The sequence below is a fragment of the Pseudomonas sp. NPDC087346 genome (assembly GCF_044744235.1).
Taxonomy (GTDB): Bacteria; Pseudomonadota; Gammaproteobacteria; order Pseudomonadales; family Pseudomonadaceae; genus Aquipseudomonas.
The window spans coordinates 15,158-34,549 of record NZ_JBIUXX010000039.1; the positions used below are offsets into that span (position 1 = coordinate 15,158).

Consider the following 19,392-nt stretch of genomic DNA (forward strand, 5'->3'; position numbering starts at 1 on the left):
TGGGACAGCGAAATCAAGCGCGCCCAGGTCGAAGGCCTGGAAGGCTACCCGGTCTACACCCGCAAGGTGTACACCGACGTTTCCTACATCGCTTGCGCGCGCAAACTGCTGTCGGTGCCGGAAGTCATCTACCCGCAGTTCGCCACGCACAACGCCCATACCCTGTCGGCGATTTACCATATTGCCGGTCAGAACTATTACCCGGGTCAGTACGAATTCCAGTGCCTGCACGGCATGGGCGAACCACTGTACGAGCAGGTTGTAGGCAAAGTTTCCGAAGGCAAGCTGAACCGTCCGTGCCGCGTGTACGCTCCGGTCGGCACTCACGAAACCCTGCTGGCATACCTGGTTCGTCGCCTGCTGGAAAACGGCGCCAACACTTCGTTCGTCAACCGCATCGCCGACCAGTCTATTTCGATCCAGGAATTGGTAGCCGATCCAGTAGCTCAGATCGAGCAGATGGCGACCGTGGAAGGTGGTTTCGGCCTGCCGCACCCGCGCATTCCGCTGCCGCGTGACCTGTACGGTGCCGAGCGCGCCAACTCCAGCGGCATCGACATGGCCAACGAACATCGTCTGGCTTCGCTGTCCTGCGCATTGCTGGCCACCGCACACAACAGCTGGAAAGCCGCGCCGATGCTCGGTTGCGCTTCCAGCACCGAAACTCCGGCACCGGTGCTGAACCCGGCGGATCACCGCGATGTGGTCGGCCATGTGCAAGAAGCCACCGTCGAAGACGTCGATAACGCGATTCAGTGCGCCCTGAACGCCGCGCCGATCTGGCAGGCCACCCCGCCAGCCGAACGCGCCGCGATTCTGGAACGCGCTGCTGACCTGATGGAAGGTGAGATCCAGCCGCTGATGGGCCTGCTGGCTCGTGAAGCCGGCAAGACCTTCGCCAACGCCATCGCCGAAGTTCGCGAAGCCGTCGACTTCCTGCGTTATTACGCGGTGCAGGCACGCAACGATTTCAGCAACGATGCCCACCGCCCGTTGGGCCCGGTGGTCTGCATCAGCCCGTGGAACTTCCCGCTGGCGATCTTCAGCGGTCAAGTTGCCGCCGCACTGGCCGCCGGTAACCCGGTACTGGCCAAACCGGCTGAACAGACGCCGTTGGTGGCTGCTCAGGCCGTGCGTCTGCTGCTCGAAGCCGGGATTCCCGAAGGCGTGCTGCAACTGCTGCCGGGTCGCGGTGAAACCGTCGGCGCCGGTCTGGTCGGTGACGAGCGCGTCAAAGGTGTGATGTTCACCGGTTCCACCGAAGTCGCCCGTCTGCTGCAACGCAACATCGCTGGCCGCCTCGATAACCAGGGCCGTCCGATTCCGCTGATCGCCGAAACCGGTGGCCAGAACGCGATGATCGTCGACTCGTCGGCACTGACCGAACAAGTTGTGATCGACGTAGTGTCCTCGGCGTTCGACAGCGCCGGTCAGCGTTGCTCGGCACTGCGCGTGCTGTGCTTGCAGGAAGATTCCGCTGATCGTGTGATCGAAATGCTTAAAGGTGCGATGGCAGAATCGCGGCTCGGCAACCCGGAGCGTCTGTCCGTGGACATTGGCCCGGTGATCGACGCTGAAGCCAAGGCCGGTATCGACAAGCACATCCAGGGCATGCGCGATAAAGGTCGCAGTGTGTACCAGGTGGCAATCGCCGACACCGAAGAAGTCAAACGCGGCACCTTCGTCATGCCGACCCTGATCGAACTGGAAAGCTTCGACGAACTGCAGCGCGAGATCTTCGGTCCAGTGCTGCACGTGGTTCGCTACAAGCGCAAAGAAATCGACCAGTTGATCGCGCAGATCAATGCATCCGGTTACGGCCTGACCCTCGGCGTGCACACCCGCATCGACGAGACCATCGCCAAGGTGATCGACAACGTCAACGCCGGTAACGTCTACGTCAACCGCAACATCGTCGGTGCCGTGGTCGGCGTGCAGCCATTCGGCGGCGAAGGTCTGTCGGGTACTGGTCCGAAGGCCGGTGGTCCGCTGTACCTGTACCGCTTGCTGTCGACTCGTCCTACCGATGCCATCGAACAATCCTTCGCTCGCGGTGATGCCGTGGTTGCGCCGGACGTTCGTCTGCGCGACGCCATGAGCAAGCCGCTGATCGCCCTGAAAGCCTGGGCCGAGAGCAATCAGTTGGCTGACCTGAGTACCCTGTGCGCGCAGTTCGCCGCACAATCGCAAAGCGGTATCACCCGCGTGCTGGCCGGCCCGACCGGCGAGAAAAACAGCTACGCGATTCTGCCGCGTGAACATGTGTTGTGCCTGGCTGAAGTCGAAAGCGATCTGCTGACGCAACTGGCTGCGGTCCTGGCTGTAGGCGGTTCGGCGGTATGGCCGGAGTCCGACCTGAGCAAGGCACTGTTCGCACGCTTGCCGAAGGAAATTCAGGCGCGGATCAAACTGGTTGCCGACTGGAACAAGGACGACGTGGTGTTTGATGCCGTTGTGCATCACGGCCATTCCGACCAGTTGCGCAGCGTATGCCAGCAGATCGCCAAACGTGCTGGCGCGATTGTCGGCGTTCAGGGCCTGTCCCAAGGCGAAACCAACATTGCGCTGGAGCGTCTGGTGATCGAGCGGGCATTGAGCGTCAACACCGCTGCGGCCGGCGGTAATGCCAGCCTGATGACTATCGGTTAAACCCGATAAGCCGGGCACCCGCACAGGTGCCCGGCATAGCAACAATCCCTGTGGGAGCTGGCTTGCCAGCGATAGCGATGTGTCAGTCACCTCAGTGTTGACTGATCTGCCGCCATCGCTGGCAAGCCAGCTCCCACAGTGGTTTGTGGTGTTTGTTAAGGCGGTGCTCTGGCCCAACATCACCGTTATCAATCATCCTATCCAGCCTCTATTCCCCCGCCTTAGACTCGGCCCAACCCCAATTTCAGGTAGGCCGCCATGTCCGAGACGCTGCTCAGTTCCCGCAATCTGGCTTTCGAGCTGTATGAAGTCCTTGATGCCGAGGGCCTGACCCGGCGTGAGCGCTTTGCCGAGCACAATCGCGAGACCTTCGACGCAGCCATCGGCACTGCCCGCAGCATCGCCGAAAAGTACTTCGCGCCGCACAACCGCAAGGGCGACGAGAACGAACCACGCTACGAGGACGGCAAGGCGATTCTGATTCCGGAAGTGAAACCGGCGGTGGATGCGTTCCTTGAGGCGGGCTTCCTCAACGCTGCGCGCAGTTTCGACGCGGGCGGCATGCAATTGCCTACCCTGCTGTCCCAAGCCTGCTTCGCGCACTTCCAGTCGGCCAACGCAGCATCGACGTCGTACCCGTTCCTGACCATGGGCGCGGCCAACCTGATCGAAAGCTTTGGCACCGACGAGCAGAAGCAACGCTTCCTGCAACCGATGATTGACGGTCGTTTCTTCGGCACCATGGCCCTGACCGAGCCCCACGCCGGTTCATCGCTGTCGGATATTCGTACACGCGCCGAGCCTGCGTCCGACGGCAGCTATCGCCTCAAGGGCAACAAGATCTTCATCTCCGGTGGCGACCATCCGCTGTCGGAAAACATCGTGCACATGGTTCTGGCCAAACTGCCGGACGCGCCACCTGGGGTGAAAGGCATTTCGCTGTTCATCGTGCCGAAGTTTCTGGTCAACGATGACGGCAGTCTCGGCAAGCGCAATGACGTGCTGCTGGCGGGTCTGTTCCACAAGATGGGCTGGCGCGGCACCACCTCCACCGCGCTGAACTTCGGCGATAACGGTGAGTGTGTCGGCTATCTGGTGGGCAAGCCGCATCACGGTTTGAGCTACATGTTCCAGATGATGAACGAGGCACGGATCGGTGTCGGCATGGGCTCAGTGATGCTCGGTTATGCCGGTTACCTCTACTCGCTGGAGTACGCTCGCGAACGCCCGCAAGGCCGGGTGCCGGATAGCAAGGACCCGAGCACCGCGCCGGTGGCGATCATTCAGCACGCCGACGTCAGACGCATGCTGCTGACGCAGAAATCCTACGTCGAAGGTTCATTTGACCTCGGGCTGTACGCCGCCCGCTTGTTCGATGACACCACGACCCTGGAAACCGAAGCCGAACGCAAACAGGCGCATGAACTGCTGGATTTGCTGACACCGATCGTCAAATCCTGGCCCTCGGAGTTCTGCCTGAAGGCCAACGAGCTGGCGATCCAGATTCTTGGCGGCCACGGTTACACCCGTGAATATCCGGTGGAGCAGTATTACCGCGACAACCGCCTCAACCCGATCCACGAAGGCACCCACGGCATTCAGTCGCTGGACTTGCTCGGACGCAAACTGGCGCAGAACGGTGGTGCGGGGCTCAAGCAACTGATTCGTCTGATTGCTGATACGGCCGAGCGCGCAATGGCGTACGAATCCTTGACCGCAATGCGCGAACCGCTGGAGAAACTGGTGGCGCGTCTGCAAGTGGTGACCATTGGTTTGCTGACGGATCTGGCACAGGGCAAGGTCAACAGCAGCCTGGCGAATTCGGCGCTGTACCTGAAGGTGTTCGGGCACACGGTGATTGGCTGGCGCTGGCTGGAACAGGCGATTCGCGCTGAAGAAGGGCTGGCCAGAGGCAGTGCGGCGGATGCTGATTTCTATAAGGGCAAGTTGCAGGCGGCGCGGTATTTCCTGACGTGGGAAGTGCCGGGTTGCCACCATGAACTGGCGTTGCTTGAGGCGAGGGATGATACGTGCCTGGCGATGCAGGACGCGTGGTTCTGATCCGGGATCTGTTTTGCGGCTGAAATCCAATCGCGAGCAGGCTCACTCCTACATTTGGAATGCGTTCCCCTGTAGGAGTGAGCCTGCTCGCGATGGCGTCAGTTCAGGCGATACAGCTCTCAGCTCAACTTGAACCCACCCATCTGCCGCGCCAGATCATCCGCCAGTTTCTGCAACATCTGACAATCCTCGCGACAAGCCCTGACCTCCCCCGCCGTCGCCCGGGCCAGATCGGAAATACCCTGCACATTGCGGTTGATCTCTTCGGTCACCGCCGACTGTTCTTCCGTTGCCGTCGCCACCTGATGGTTCATGTCGCTGATGCGTTCAACCTGCCCGGTAATCGCGGTCAGCGACGCACCCGTACGCTGGCTCGACTCGACGCCAGTACCGGTCGCAGCCTGCCCGGTGCGCATCGATGACACCGCATTCTCTGCGCCTTGCTTGAGGCTGCCGATCATCAACTGAATCTCGTCGGTAGACGCCTGCGTGCGTCGCGCCAAGGTACGCACCTCGTCAGCGACCACGGCAAAACCGCGTCCCATGTCGCCAGCGCGCGCCGCTTCAATCGCGGCGTTCAGCGCCAGCAGATTGGTCTGCTCGGATACCCCGCGAATCACCGCCAGCACTGAATCAATCGACGCCACTTGCTGCGCCAACTCACCCACCGCCCCGGCGGCGACGCCGATTTCATCGGACATGCTTTCGATATGCCGGATCGAACCGCCGACCACTTCCCGCGCCTGCATTGCCTCATCACGAGCGGTTTGCGAGGCGAGTGCCGCGTTGCCAGCGTTCTGCGCAATTTCCTGCACGGTCAGGCCCATCTCGTGGACGGCGGTGGCGACCATGTCAGTCATTTCCTGCTGGCGGCCCGAGCGTTCGGCAGTGTTCTCCACGACTTTCGCCACTTGCCCGACGGCGGTACGCAGTTGCTCGCTGGTGGTCAGCACTTCGGCGATCATCCCGCGCTGACTGTCGAGGAAGCGGTTGAAGCCCCGGGCGAGGTCGCCCAGCTCATCGGCGCGGCTGGAATCTAACCGGTGGGTCAAATCTCCCCCACCGCTACCGATGGCTACCAACGCGGCTGTTACCTGACGAATCGGTCGTACCAGCCCCTGAGCCAGCCAGACCACCAGCGCCAGGCACACCAGCGCCACGGCGAGGCCGATGCCGCTGCTCATCCACATCGCCCGACGGGCTTCGGCGTAAATCTGCGACTGTGGCACTTCGGCCACCAGGGTCCAGCCGAGGTCACGCAAAGGCAGGCTAAAGGCGAGGAAGTCCTCACCATCACGTTGAAACTCGCTGTTCACGGCATTTTTTTGACCCATGACCGCTTGCGCCGCTTTGGCGCCGATCTGCTCGGTCAAGGTGCGTTTGCCACTGAACTGTGCTTCAGGATGGACCTGGATCAAACCGTCGGAACGCACGAGATAGACCTTGCCGCGCTCACCAAAGCTGAAGTTGTGGATCAGCTCCGACAGCTCTTTCATGCTCAACCCGAGACCGGCGACACCCACCACTTTACCGGCCTGCTCGACCTTCAAATCGATGAACAGCGCCAATTCTCCGGTGGCCCCGTCATTGTCGATATTCAGGGTTCGCGGTTGATTGCTGTCGAGGAAAGAATAGAACCAGGCATCGGCCGGCTTGGCGCGACTGAGGGTGCGATCCAGGCCTTTTTCGGTGATGTAGTGATTGGATTCGGTGCCGATGATCAGCGCCGTGAAAGCCTTGTGTTCGGCGCGGATGCCTTCCAGATACTGCGCGAAGCCCGCCGTTTGGCCACTGTCTTCACCGCTGGCGAGCCAGTTGCGAACCATGGAATTGCTGGCGATGTCTTTGGCGGCAGTCAGCGGCTGAACGAGGATTCGTTCGATGTCATTGCGCGTCGCTTCGATGCTCGACGGCAGTGCCTGCTCGACCAGATAGCTCTGGGCGAGACGATTGACCACGAGGGTATAAATGCCAACCACGATCAGAATACTGACCAGCAGAGCGGTGCCCATGCCGAGGATCAGTTGCCATTGAATACTACGTCGCCAGAACTGCATGGAGCACCCCCAAAGAATAAGAGGCTGAAACACTGCAACAGCCGTGCCGATTGTATACAACCTGATCGACAATCTATTCTTTGGTTGTGCTCAACAGCCATTAACCCTGATTGATGGTCTTGGCGATGGTCTCGACCGTGGCGCTGACTTGCTCTTGGTAACGTTCGAGATCCTGCTGATGCTGCTTCTTCATTTCGATCTGCTGCGAGCACAGATTCATCGCCGCCAATACCAACAGCCGATCACCGATCAGTGACGGGTATTTCCTTTTGGTGTCGGCCAACGCGGCTTTGAGCATCAGTGCGGCGTCCAGCAGGGTCTGTTCTTCCCCGGCCGGCGCCTTGATCGAATAGTCCTCCCCGAGAATCGAGACGACTTTTACCCCTGCTGTGCCGTGGTTCATGCGCTGACAGGACCTGCAGTCACGCGTTCAACCAAGGCCTGGATACGCGCAGCGGTAGCGCCGTGCTTCTCTTCCTGCTCCATCAGGTTCAGTTGCAGGCTTTCGTTTTCATCCTTGGCCTGGGCCAGTTCCGTGGACAGGGTCTGGTTGGTTTGCAGCAAGGTCTGGTTCTGTTGCACCAGGTCGCTGACGAGCTGTTCCAATTGGCTGAGGGATGCTTCCAACATTTTGATCTTCCAAGCGTTTTTCAAAGGGCGCGTACGATAAAGAAAAGTCACCACAGATGCCAGGGTTAAACCGGCGCAAGGCCTTGATTTTCCTGGTGGCGGACCGTTCTTGCGAGTCTTAAAGACTCGGATCTGCCGATCTGGTTCCTGCACTTCGTCGCTCAAGGCCCGATGCGACAAATTCGCGCACGGACTCAAGACTTTAGTCGTATGACCGATAAGTCACCCATACAGCAGTTTCAGCCCGCATGGATGCGGCCCTTCCTGGTACCCGCACATGTCCCTTCGCAATATGAATATCGCCCCTCGGGCGTTCACCGGCTTCGCCCTGATCGGCGGTTTGATGCTGATTCTCGGCGTTTTCGCTTTGAATCAGATGAGCAAAATCCGCGGCGCCGCCGAGGACATCACCACCAGCAGCGTGCCGAGCATCAAGGCCCTCGACGAGTTCACCCAACTGACGCTGCGCTTGCGCGTGCTGTCCTATCGTTTGCTGGTCAATCGCGAAGCGGACGTACAACAGAAAACCGTTGAATTGCTGGACATGCGCAACCAACAGATCCGCAAGGCTCAGAGCGATTACGAGCCACTGATCAGCACTCCGAAAGAACGTGCAGCCTACGATCAATACGTGCAGTTGCTAAGCCAGTACCGCCAGATCGAAGACCGGATGAAAAGCCTGTCGCGCAACAACCAGGTGGATGAGCTGCGCACCCTGCTCAACACCGAGTTGCTGAACAACTCTGAAGCGATGAACGCTGTTCTCAACAGCCTGATGCAGATTAACGGCCAACAGATCAGCGACACTAACGAGCAAGCCGCTGATCAGTATGGTTCGGCGTTCAATCTGGTGGTCAGCCTGCTGGTGATCGCCACCGGCCTGACCTTTTTGTTCGCGTGGTTGCTGACCACCAGCATCACCAAGCCGATTGCCAAAGCCTTGGATGCGGCGGAAACCATTGCCGAAGGCAACCTGACCCAGCCAATCCATGTTGATGGCAGCGACGAAGCCGGACGCCTGCTGGCGGCCATGGCCAAGATGCAATCGAAACTGCGCGACACCTTGCAGCGCATTTCCGGCTCGGCCACGCAACTTGCGTCGGCAGCCGAAGAGCTGAACAGCGTCACCGACGAAAGCGCCCGCGGCCTGACTCAGCAGAATAACGAAATCGAACAGGCCGCCACCGCGGTCAACGAAATGACCAGCGCTGTTGAAGAAGTCGCACGCAATGCGGTGAGCACTTCGGAAGCCTCGAAAAACGCCACCACCTCGGCCGGCGATGGCCGTGATCTGGTGCAGGAAACCGTCAGCGCCATCGAACGCATGAGCGCCGACGTGCAGAGCACCGCGACGCTGATCGGCGATCTGGCCAACGAATCCCGTGACATCGGCAAGGTGCTGGACGTGATCCGTGGCCTGGCCGATCAGACCAACCTGCTGGCGCTCAACGCCGCCATCGAAGCCGCGCGCGCCGGTGAAGCCGGTCGTGGGTTCGCCGTGGTGGCCGACGAAGTACGTGCCCTGGCGCATCGCACTCAGCAGTCGACCAGTGAAATCGAACGGATGATCGGCAGCATTCAGAGCGGCACCGAACACGCCGTGGATTCGATGCGCAACAGCACCGAACGCGCCGAGTCGACCCTGAACATCGCACGCGGTGCCGGGATTTCGCTGGACACCATCAACACAGCCATCGTCGAGATCAACGAACGCAATCTGGTAATCGCCAGCGCCGCCGAAGAACAGGCGCAAGTCGCCCGTGAAGTGGACCGCAATCTGGTGAACATTCGTGATTTGTCGGTGCAATCGGCGACCGGGGCGAATCAGACCAGCGCGGCGAGTAACGAGCTGTCGCGATTGGCGCTGGATCTGAACAACATGGTTGGGCGGTTCAGCCTGTAACCCAACTTCCTCTGAGTGAGTAATCACTCCGTGGCGAGGGGATTTATCCCCGTTGGGCTGCGCAGCAGCCCCAAAGACGGCGTATGCAGTTTCATCTGAAGAACTGCACACGCCGGTTTCACGACGGCTGCGCCGCCGAAAGGGGATAAATCCCCTCGCCACAAATGTCCCCCATACCAACACAGATCAGCTGTCGCGCGACTAATGTGATGCCAACGTAAAAACCTTTTTGACAGCATCACATTTCAACAGGTTAGAATCGCTGGCACGCAGACTGCATGGTCAGTTTGTGCCCGTCTTTACGCTTCTGGAGTACTGCCTTTGAATGCGACGACCATCAACAGCCTGTTCTTGATCGGCGCGTTGCTGGTAGGTGCAAGCATTCTGGTGAGCTCACTTTCGTCACGCCTCGGCATCCCGATTCTGGTGATCATTCTCGCCGTCGGCATGGCCGCCGGGGTTGATGGCGGCGGCATCATTTTCGATAACTATCCAACGGCCTACCTGGTCGGCAACCTCGCACTCGCGGTGATCCTGCTCGACGGCGGTTTGCGCACCCGCGTCTCGAGTTTCCGCGTGGCGTTATGGCCGGCGCTGTCGCTGGCGACGGTCGGGGTGTTGATCACCACCGGGCTGACCGGCATGGCCGCCGCGTGGCTGTTCGACCTGAACATGATTCAAGGCCTGCTGATCGGCGCCATCGTCGGCTCGACGGACGCCGCGGCGGTGTTCTCGCTGCTTGGCGGCAAAGGCCTCAACGAACGGGTGACCGCCAGCCTGGAAATCGAGTCCGGCAGCAACGACCCGATGGCGGTGTTCCTCACCGTGACCCTGATCGACATGCTCGCCAGCGGTCAAACCGGTTTGCACTGGAGCCTGCTGACGCACCTGATCCGTGAATTCGGTATCGGCGGCATCATCGGTCTCGGCGGCGGCTGGCTGATGCTGCAACTGGTCAACCGGATCAATCTGGCCAACGGTCTGTACCCGATTCTGGTGATCGCCGGCGGTCTTGTGGTGTTCGCCCTGACTAACGCCTTGCACGGCAGCGGCTTCCTCGCCGTTTACCTGTGCGGTCTGGTGATCGGCAACCGTCCGGTGCGCAGCCGTCACGGCATTCTGCACATGCTCGATGGCATGGCTTGGCTGGCACAGATCGGCATGTTCCTGGTGCTGGGGCTGCTGGTTACCCCGCATGATCTGCTGCCAATCGCCCTGCCCGCACTTGGGCTGGCGCTGTGGATGATTCTGTTTGCGCGACCGCTGTCAGTGGTGGTCGGGCTGCTGCCGTTCAAGGCCTTCCACGGTCGTGAGAAAGCCTTTATTTCCTGGGTCGGCCTGCGCGGCGCGGTCCCGATCATTCTGGCGGTGTTCCCGCTGATGGCCGGGCTGCCGAACGCGCAGCTGTACTTCAACCTCGCGTTCTTCATCGTGCTGGTGTCGCTGCTGGTGCAGGGCACAAGCCTGCCGTGGGTCGCCAAGTTGCTCAAGGTGACCGTGCCGCCGGAACCCGCGCCGATTTCCCGGGCGGCGCTGGAAGTTCACGTCACCAGCGAGTGGGAGCTGTTCGTTTACAAGCTCGGCGCCGAGAAATGGTGCATCGGCTCACCCCTGCGTGAACTGAAAATGCCCGAAGGCACGCGCATCGCCGCGCTGTTTCGTGGCCAGCAACTGCTCCATCCGTCGGGTAGTACGGTGCTGGAAGTTGACGATTTACTCTGTGTTATCGGCCATGAACACAACTTGCCGGCCCTCGGAAAGCTGTTCAGCCAGGCCCCACAACGCGGTCTCGATCTGCGTTTCTTCGGCGACTTCGTACTCGAAGGAGACGCCCAGCTCAAAGCGGTTGCGGCCCTGTACGGGTTGCCGGCCGAGGGCATTGATCCGGACATGACTCTGGGCCACTTCATCGCACAGAAGGTCGGCGGTGCGCCAATCGTCGGCGACCAGGTCGAGTGGAACAACACCCATTGGACCGTTGCGGTCATGGACGGGAACAAGATCGGCAAAGTGGGCGTCAGATTCCCCGAAGGAAGTCGCCCGGGCCCCGGGCTCTTCCTCTAAACTGCGTCCACTATCACTTGCTTGACCGGTCTCTATGCCTACCCTGCGCTCCTTTTTCGCCGCGGCCCTGCTGGGCCTGTGTCTTTCCGCCAGCCCGCTTTACGCTGCCGAACCGCCGTCCAGCGACGCCGTGCAGGCGAGGCTGGACAAGCTCGCCGACAGCAAACTGCCGGATGCCGACAAGAAGACCCTGCAAACCATCCTGCAGAACACGCTCAATCAACTGAACAATCAGCGTGATTACGAACAGAAGCTGATCGATCTCAAGCAGCAACTGGCCAATGCGCCAAGACAGACCATCGAGAACACCCGCGAACTGGCCCGGCTCAAAGCCTCCGCCGTAGTGCCGATGACGCAGCGCTTCCCCAAGGAATCGATCTCGCAGCTGGAACAGATCCTCACGGATCGCTCGACCCAGCAAACCGATCTGCAAAAAGCACTGGGGGATGCCAATAGTCTGATCATTACCGCCCAGACCCGTCCCGAGCGTGCCCAAGCGGAAATTTCCGCCAGCCAGACGCGCATCCAGCAGATCAACAACATCCTCAAGTCCGGCAAGGACGCTGGCAAAACCGTCAGCGCCGAGCAGCGTGACCAGTTGAACGCAGAACTGGCGGCGCTGAATGCGCTGATCCCGCTGCGTCGTCAGGAGCTGGCCGGCAACAGCCAGTTGCAGGATCTGGGCAACAGCCAGCATGACCTGCTCTCGGAGAAATCCGACCGCCTTGACCGCGAGATTCAGGAACTGCAAACCCTGATCAACCAGAAGCGTCTGGCGCAGTCGCAGGAAACCGTTACCCAGCAGTCGATCGAAGCGCAGAAGTCCGGCGGCAGCAGCCTGCTCGCCAGCGAAAGCACGGCCAACCTCAAGCTCTCGGACTACTTGCTGAAAAGCACCGACCGCCTCAACGAAGTCACTCAGCAGAACCTGCAGACCAAACAGCAACTCGATAGCCTGACCCAAAGCGACTCGGCCCTCGACGAGCAGATCAACGTGCTCAAGGGCAGCTTGTTGCTGTCGAAGATTCTCTACAAACAGAAGCAGGCGCTGCCACGACTCAAGGTCGACCGCGATCTGGCGGATCAGATCGCCGACATTCGTCTGTATCAGTTTGAAGTCAGCCAGCAACGCGAACTGCTGAGTAACCCGGCAGCCTACGTCGACAATCTGCTGGCCACTCAGCCACCGGAGCAAGTCACTCCACAGTTGCGCAAAAGCCTGCTGGACCTGGCCAATACCCGCGCCGATCTGCTGGAACGGCTGAACCGCGAACTCAGCGCGGTGCTCAACGAATCGATCACCCTGCAACTCAACCAGAAACAACTGCTGAGCACTGCGCAGAGCCTGCGCGCGACCCTCGATGAGCAGATGTTCTGGATTCCCAGCAACAAGCCGCTGGACATTGAGTGGATGCGCAGCGTGCCGGAGCGCCTCAAGCGCCAGATCGACACCCTGCCATGGGCTTCAAGCCTGAGCGAACTGACTGACGGCCTGACCCAGCGACCGCTGCTGTTCCTGCCGCTGGCGTTGCTGATCGGTGCATTGCTGTGGCGCCGCAAACAACTGTATTCGCGCCTGAACAAGGTTCACCAGGACATCGGCCACTTCAAACGCGACAGCCAGTGGCACACGCCGCAGGCGATCCTGATCAATATTCTGCTGGCGATGCCGGTAGCGCTGGGTCTCGCGCTGTGCGGTCTGGCCTTGCAGATCGACGCCCGAGGACAGAACGCCAACATGGGCGCGGCGCTGTTGCAAATGGGTCAGGCTTGGCTGGTGTTCTATACGGCTTACCGGATTCTCGCGCCGGGTGGCGTGGCGGAACTGCATTTCCGCTGGGAAAAGCCGCAGGTCGAATTCCTTCAGGGCTGGATACGCCGCCTCGGGCTGGTGGTCATGGCGCTGGTGACCATCGTTGCGGTTGCCGAACTGCAACCCGCCGCGCTGGCCGACGACGTGCTCGGCATGCCGGTGGTGTTGACCTGCTATGCATTGATGGCGTGGCTGCTGAGCCGTCTGCTGATCAGCAGCCCGGCCCACGAAAACACGTCACTGTTCCGCAAGGCAGTCGGGGTGATGTTCACCCTGCTGCCCATCGCCCTGTTCGTCGCGGTGTGCTTCGGCTACTACTACACCGCGCTGAAACTCAGCGACCGCTTGATCAACACTCTGTACCTGCTGATGTTTTGGCTGGTGATCGAAGCCACCTTCGTCCGTGGTCTGTCGGTTGCGGCACGGCGTCTGGCCTACCAGCGCGCCTTGGCCAAACGTCAGGCAGCGAAAGAGGCCGGCGACGGCGAAGCGGTGATCGAAGAGCCGACGCTGGACATCGAAAAGGTCAACGAACAGTCGTTGCGCCTGATTCGACTGGCCCTGCTCGGCGGTTTCATCGCTGCGCTGTACTGGGTCTGGTCGGACCTGATCTCGGTATTCTCGTACCTCGACAACATCACCCTCTACGAATACACCAGCGGCACCGGCGCCAACATGAGCATGGTGCCGATCAGCATCGGCGACATGCTCGGCGCACTGATCATCATCGGCATCACCTTCGCTCTGGCGCGCAACCTGCCCGGTCTGCTTGAAGTGTTCGTGCTGTCGAAACTCAATCTGGCTCAGGGCAGTGCCTACGCCACCACTACGCTGCTGTCCTACGTGATTGCCGGCGTCGGTTTTGTCTCGACCCTGTCGACCCTTGGCGTCAGTTGGGACAAGTTGCAATGGCTGGTGGCGGCGCTGTCGGTCGGCCTCGGTTTCGGTATGCAGGAGATCTTCGCCAACTTCATCTCCGGCATCATGATCCTGTTCGAGCGCCCGGTACGGATCGGTGACACCATCACCATCGGCAACCTCTCGGGCACAGTGAGCAAGATCCGCATCCGTGCGACGACCATCACCGACTTCGACCGCAAAGACATCATTGTCCCGAACAAGACGTTCATCACCGGGCAACTGATCAACTGGTCGCTGACCGACACCATCACCCGGGTCACACTCAAACTCGGCGTGGATTACGGCTCCGATCTGGATCTGGTGAAAGAGCTGCTGCTCAAGGCTGCACGGGACAACCCACGGGTCCTCAAAGAGCCTGAGCCGCACGTGTATTTCCTCAACTTCGGCGAAAGCACCCTCGACCACGAACTGCGCATGCACGTACGCGATCTCGGTGACCGCAACCCGGTACTCGACGAGGTCAACCGCTTCATCAACCGCGAGTTCAAGAACCACCACATCAACATCTCGTTCCGGCAGATGGAGGTTTATCTGAAGAACCTGCACGGCCAGGAATACAAGTTGGTGCCGGTCGAAGCGGAAAACAAAACCATCGCCCCGGCCGACGGCGAGCAAAAACCGCTGCAAGGGCCGCCGCCCGCCAAGCTCGACTAACCGGCCTGATCCCAGCAGAATGCTCGGACATTCTGCTGGAGCCGGCCCGTGAAAGCCCTCGACGAACTGACCTTCGACAATCGCTTCGCCCGCCTCGGCGATGCGTTCTCCGCCCACGTGCTGCCCGAGCCAATCGACAATCCGCGTTTGGTGGTATCGAGCCCTGCGGCCATGGCACTGCTCGACCTCGACCCAACGACTGCCGACACCCAGGAATTCGCCGAACTGTTTGGCGGCCACAAGCTGTGGGCCGATGCCGAACCGCGAGCGATGATCTATTCCGGGCATCAGTTCGGCGGTTACACGCCGCAACTCGGTGATGGTCGCGGCCTGCTGTTGGGCGAGGCCTACAACGAGGCCGGCGAGCACTGGGACTTGCACCTCAAGGGCGCCGGCCAGACACCGTTTTCGCGCATGGGAGATGGTCGCGCGGTGTTGCGTTCGTCGATCCGCGAATTCCTCGCCTCCGAAGCGCTGTACGCGCTGAACATCCCATCATCCCGCGCCTTGTGCGTGATCGGCTCCGACACACCGGTCTGGCGCGAGAAGCAGGAACGCGCGGCGATGGTGCTGCGTCTGGCGCCGAGCCACGTGCGCTTCGGTCACTTCGAATATTTCTACTACACCAAGCGCCCCGAGCAGCAGAAGCAACTCGGCGAGCACGTACTGGCGATGCACTTCCCCGAGTGCCTGGAACAGCCGGAACCGTATCTGGCGATGTTCCGCGAAATCGTCGAACGCAATGCCGAACTGATCGCCAAATGGCAGGCCTATGGTTTCTGCCACGGCGTGATGAACACCGACAACATGTCGATCCTCGGCATCACCTTCGACTTCGGCCCGTTCGCCTTCCTCGATGATTTCGACGCCAACTTCATCTGCAACCACTCCGACGATCAGGGCCGCTATTCATTCAGCAATCAGGTGCCCATCGGCCAATGGAACCTCAGCGCCCTCGCTCAGGCCCTGACGCCGTTCATCAGCGTCGATGCCCTGCGCGAAGCCCTGGGCTTGTACCTGCCATTGTTCCAGGCTCATTACCTCGACCTGATGCGCCGCCGCCTCGGCTTCACATGCGCCGAAGACGACGACCAGAAACTGCTGGAAGAACTGCTGCAACTGATGCAAAACAGTGGCGTCGACTACACGCTGTTCTTCCGCCGCCTGGGCGACGAGTCAGCCGAACAGGCCGTCAGACGCCTGCGCGACGACTTCGTCGATATCAAAGGTTTCGATGCCTGGGGCGAGCGCTACGTTGCCCGGGTTACCCGCGATGGCGACACCGATCAAGAACAACGCCGCGCGCGGATGCACGCGGTCAATCCGCTGTACATCCTGCGTAATTATCTGGCGCAAAAAGCGATCGATGCGGCTGAACAAGGCGACTACTCAGAGGTACGTCGCCTGCATGCAGTGTTGAGCAAGCCATTCGAGGAACAGCCGGGAATGGAAGGTTATGCCGAGCGTCCACCGGAGTGGGGCAAGCATCTGGAGATCAGTTGTTCGTCGTGAGGCGTCATGGCACCTGAACATTCATCACAAGTGCCACACCGTCAATGACTCAGGCAGCCTGCGTCGGTTCAGCAGGCTGTTCGCCGTTCTTGAACAAAACAAAATTGCGTTCAGTGCTGTCGGTCGAGGCGCTCTTGAGGAGGAAACCGATCACTAACCCGCCGCCGAACAACACCCCGGTGAACCCCGGGAATGGTGGTTTGGCAAAGAAACTGAAATAGAGAACCGTGAGCATGCTGATCACGAAATACGGCCCCAGAATCAGCACAGCCAATTTGCCGATGCGAGTGGCGGTTTGCAGTTTTTTGTCCAACACCTCGCGATCAGCTTCATCGAGCAGCAGATCCGAACTGCACTGATAACAGTTGATAGGTTGCAACTTAACCAGCTCGAACGCTTGGTGATAGGTAGGTTTGAGCGTGTAGCTGCAATGCCCGCAACTCATGCCCGCGTCCTTGTAAGGCGTGGAATCCGTGACCGCAGCGGCCTCGTTGGCGTGACTCATAACAGTAAAATCCCTTTAAATTGACAGCGTCGGCCGAAAAAGCCGCACGCAATCCTACCAGAGCGTACCTGCCATGGCGTTGGCTGCACACGCCGCAGCCTTTTTAGATGAAGACATCCACGGGCACTTTGAAGCGCTCAGCCAACCAGCAAATCTGGCGCAAGTTGAGCTTGCGCTTGCCATTCAAAATTTCCGAAACGACTGATTGAGTTCCGACACCCGGCAAGTCGCTCTGGGTCAGACCATGTTCGCGCATCATGTAGCCGAGAACCTCTTCGCCACTCGCCTCGGCCATAGGATGGTGGGTGTGATCCCACTCCTCAACCCAGTCACCGATGATCTCTACCAGACTCATCAATGGATGCGCTTCATCATCACCAGTGATCTCCAGGATCTCGTCGACTGCCCGTACCAGAGAATCGTAGTCCTCTTCACTCTTCGGTTTTCGAAGCAAAGGTGAGACAAACTCCCAATGCTCGGCAACAGTCTTGATCAAAATACTCATACCTTTCCTTCCCTCCATTTTCCACGCTCATACTCCCGGTGACCCAACACATGCTTTATGTAGAGCGTCTGAGAGCGATAACTGACAAAAGCGATCAACCTCAGCTTGTTGCCACCAATATCGAAAACATGAAACTCACCAACCTTGTCGGTCGCCGGAAAGATCGACTTCATCGCCGAAAAGTCCTTGGGGCAGCTCCTTTTTGCCAAACGAAACCACTGCGCCAAGGCGCTTGCTACCTGCGGCCATTGCTCCTTGGCCTCTCGAATGGGTTTTTCGCTAAACACATGCATGCAACATCCTTATCGCATTCTGCTATGGAAAGTTAATCACAGATCAAAATTATCGCAACTTGCGATAACACCTGACAGACCAACGGGCTCGCTCGGTGTGTCTCAGCCTAGGTTCAATGTCGATGCCTGCACGATTGAAAATATGAGCAAACGTCTCCAAGTAGGTGTTATCTGCTCTCTTCTGGACTTCGCTCATGACCAATCCACTCCTCATCCCCTGCCCCCACTGCAACGGTCTCAACCGCATCCCCGCCGAGCGTCTCGGTGATCAGCCCAAGTGCGGGCGCTGCAAAGCCGAGGTGCTGCTGAACAAACCGTTTGAACTCAAGCAAGGCGACTACGCCAGTCAGATCAAGGGTGATCTGCCGCTGTTGGTGGATGTGTGGGCGGAGTGGTGCGGGCCGTGCAAGTCGTTTGCGCCGGTGTTTGAGCAGGCGGCCGAGCAGCTGGCGGGCAAGTGCCGTCTGGCCAAGCTGGATAGCGAGGCCAATCAGCAGTTGTCGGCGCAGTTGGGGATTCGCTCGATTCCGAGCCTGATTCTGTTCAAGAACGGCCGGGAAGTGGCGCGGCAGAGCGGAGCGTTTCCGTTGCCGCAGTTGATGGCGTGGCTGCGTAGCCAAGGCATCTGACACGCCTGAAAACCCAATGTAGGAGTGAGCCTGCTCGCGATGGCGTCCTGTCAGTCAACTCGATTGTTGAATGGACGGACGGCATCGCGAGCAGGCTCACTCCTACAGGGGACTTGTGTGTATCTCGGGTGATCAGGCGTCTTCGAGCAGGTTGTGCAGTTCGACGAACTGCTGCGTCAGCTTGTGCCGTGGATCGAGGTGGATCAGCGGGGTATTTGCCTGATGCGACTCACGCATGCGTACCGAACTGGTCAGGTACACCGGCAGCACCGGCAACCCTTCGGCGATCAACTCATCAAGAATCTGCTGCGGCAGACTGGCCCGGGCCTGAAACTGGTTGACCACGATGCCTTCAACTTCCAGACCTTCGTTGTGGTCTTCCTTCAATTCTTCGATTTCTGCCAGCAGGCCATAAAGGGCCTGACGCGAGAAGCTGTCGCAATCAAAGGGGATCAGCACACGATCAGCGGCGATCAACGCAGACACCGCGTAAAAGTTCAGCGCTGGCGGAGTATCGAGGTAGATGCGGTCGTAATCTTCGCTCAACTCGTCGAGCAACTTCCGCAGTTTGTTGATCTTGTGCTTGGCCTCAAGCTTGGGCTGCAAGTCAGCCAACTCGGCGGTGGCGGTAATGATGTGCAGGTTGTCGAAGGGCGTTTCGTAGATATCGGCCTGATTCTTCTTGGAGAACGGCCCGGAAGACAGGGTTTGCTTGAAGAAATCGGCAATGCCCATCGGTATGTCATCACCCGTGAGCCCCGTCAGATACTGCGTGGAATTGGCCTGGGCATCGAGATCCACCAACAGCGTGCGATAACCCTCGCTGGCGCTGACCGCCGCCAGATTGCAGGCAATGCTTGATTTGCCTACGCCACCTTTCTGATTGAACACCACGCGCCGCATGACAAAACCTCCGTGTATCAAAGAATGACCGAGTGTAGATGCGTGCGGCTTCGCTTCGCTACCTCCGCGGACACGGACTACAGCGTCATTGGTTATTTCCGAGGGACGGCAGGGTAAAAACGGCTATCGAGCGTCGAGATTCCCGACAGACAGACGCGTGACAATCTGGATAATGGCCAAGTGACAGTTTTTCTGCGAACCACTCGGTACATTTCATTGCGCAAAACGTAACCAGCATTTGCTACACACACCTTGCACCGCGATAATGCGCGCCACCCGGCGCTGTGCGCTAC

13 protein-coding genes and 3 pseudogenes are annotated in these 19,392 nt (G+C 59.5%); 8 read left to right on the forward strand and 8 right to left on the reverse strand.

Annotated elements, in window-relative coordinates; translation table 11 throughout:
* Both putA and ACIOZM_RS21095 read left to right on the forward strand, forming a co-directional pair.
* Nucleotides 1-2,649: bifunctional proline dehydrogenase/L-glutamate gamma-semialdehyde dehydrogenase PutA (gene putA, locus ACIOZM_RS21090; RefSeq protein ID WP_401216805.1), on the forward strand; the 2,649-nt coding region annotated here is incomplete at its 5' end.
* Nucleotides 2,650-2,907: 258 nt separating this feature from the next.
* A complete protein-coding gene (locus tag ACIOZM_RS21095; RefSeq protein ID WP_401216806.1) occupies nt 2,908-4,710 on the forward strand; it encodes an acyl-CoA dehydrogenase in 1,803 nt (600 codons plus the stop codon).
* Between the two features lie 119 nt (nt 4,711-4,829).
* Here ACIOZM_RS21095 and ACIOZM_RS21100 read toward each other — a convergent pair whose 3' ends face one another.
* The 4 genes and pseudogenes from ACIOZM_RS21100 to ACIOZM_RS21115 form a co-directional block, all read right to left on the reverse strand.
* Entirely contained in the window at nt 4,830-5,675 is an 846-nt protein-coding gene (locus ACIOZM_RS21100) for a methyl-accepting chemotaxis protein (RefSeq protein ID WP_401216867.1), read from the reverse strand.
* A gap of 21 nt (nt 5,676-5,696) precedes the next feature.
* A pseudogene (locus tag ACIOZM_RS21105) lies at nt 5,697-6,767 on the reverse strand (cache domain-containing protein); the annotation flags it as partial.
* Between the two features lie 100 nt (nt 6,768-6,867).
* Entirely contained in the window at nt 6,868-7,170 is a 303-nt protein-coding gene (locus ACIOZM_RS21110; RefSeq protein ID WP_401216808.1) for a cell division protein ZapA, read from the reverse strand.
* A complete protein-coding gene (locus ACIOZM_RS21115; RefSeq protein WP_401216810.1) occupies nt 7,167-7,397 on the reverse strand; it encodes a hypothetical protein in 231 nt (76 codons plus the stop codon). Before ACIOZM_RS21115 ends, ACIOZM_RS21110 begins: the two co-directional genes overlap by 4 nt.
* Nucleotides 7,398-7,740: 343 nt before the next feature.
* Between ACIOZM_RS21115 and ACIOZM_RS21120 the strand changes: the two are divergent.
* From ACIOZM_RS21120 to selO, 5 genes and pseudogenes are all read left to right on the forward strand, one after another.
* Nucleotides 7,741-8,397: pseudogene (locus ACIOZM_RS21120) on the forward strand (MCP four helix bundle domain-containing protein); the annotation flags it as partial.
* 303 nt (nt 8,398-8,700) lie between these two features.
* A pseudogene (locus ACIOZM_RS21125) lies at nt 8,701-9,300 on the forward strand (methyl-accepting chemotaxis protein); the annotation flags it as partial.
* Nucleotides 9,301-9,621: 321 nt separating this feature from the next.
* Complete coding sequence (locus ACIOZM_RS21130; RefSeq protein WP_401216811.1) at nt 9,622-11,364, forward strand: potassium/proton antiporter; 1,743 nt, start codon at nt 9,622-9,624, stop codon at nt 11,362-11,364.
* A gap of 34 nt (nt 11,365-11,398) precedes the next feature.
* Nucleotides 11,399-14,752, forward strand: a complete 3,354-nt coding sequence (mscK, locus tag ACIOZM_RS21135; protein ID WP_401216813.1) for a mechanosensitive channel MscK — start codon at nt 11,399-11,401, stop codon at nt 14,750-14,752.
* A 48-nt stretch (nt 14,753-14,800) separates the two neighbouring features.
* Nucleotides 14,801-16,264, forward strand: a complete 1,464-nt coding sequence (selO, locus tag ACIOZM_RS21140) for a protein adenylyltransferase SelO (protein WP_401216814.1) — start codon at nt 14,801-14,803, stop codon at nt 16,262-16,264.
* 49 nt (nt 16,265-16,313) lie between these two features.
* Here selO and ACIOZM_RS21145 read toward each other — a convergent pair whose 3' ends face one another.
* The 3 genes from ACIOZM_RS21145 to ACIOZM_RS21155 form a co-directional block, all read right to left on the reverse strand.
* Nucleotides 16,314-16,769 (reverse strand): hypothetical protein, encoded by a 456-nt coding sequence (locus tag ACIOZM_RS21145; RefSeq protein ID WP_401216816.1) that lies wholly within the window; start codon nt 16,767-16,769, stop codon nt 16,314-16,316.
* A gap of 103 nt (nt 16,770-16,872) precedes the next feature.
* Complete coding sequence (locus ACIOZM_RS21150) at nt 16,873-17,274, reverse strand: type II toxin-antitoxin system HigA family antitoxin (protein WP_401216818.1); 402 nt, start codon at nt 17,272-17,274, stop codon at nt 16,873-16,875.
* A complete protein-coding gene (locus ACIOZM_RS21155; RefSeq protein WP_401216820.1) occupies nt 17,271-17,567 on the reverse strand; it encodes a type II toxin-antitoxin system HigB family toxin in 297 nt (98 codons plus the stop codon). The genes ACIOZM_RS21150 and ACIOZM_RS21155 overlap by 4 nt, the downstream gene beginning before the upstream one ends.
* 194 nt (nt 17,568-17,761) lie before the next feature.
* Here ACIOZM_RS21155 and trxC point away from each other — a divergent pair, with 194 nt between their 5' ends.
* Nucleotides 17,762-18,196: a thioredoxin TrxC gene (gene trxC / locus ACIOZM_RS21160; RefSeq protein WP_401216821.1), complete on the forward strand. Its 435-nt coding sequence runs from the start codon at nt 17,762-17,764 to the stop codon at nt 18,194-18,196.
* Nucleotides 18,197-18,328: 132 nt separating this feature from the next.
* Here trxC and ACIOZM_RS21165 read toward each other — a convergent pair whose 3' ends face one another.
* On the reverse strand, nt 18,329-19,099 hold the full coding sequence (locus ACIOZM_RS21165; protein WP_102355587.1) for a ParA family protein: 771 nt from the start codon (nt 19,097-19,099) through the stop codon (nt 18,329-18,331).
* Nucleotides 19,100-19,392: the final 293 nt, after the last annotated feature.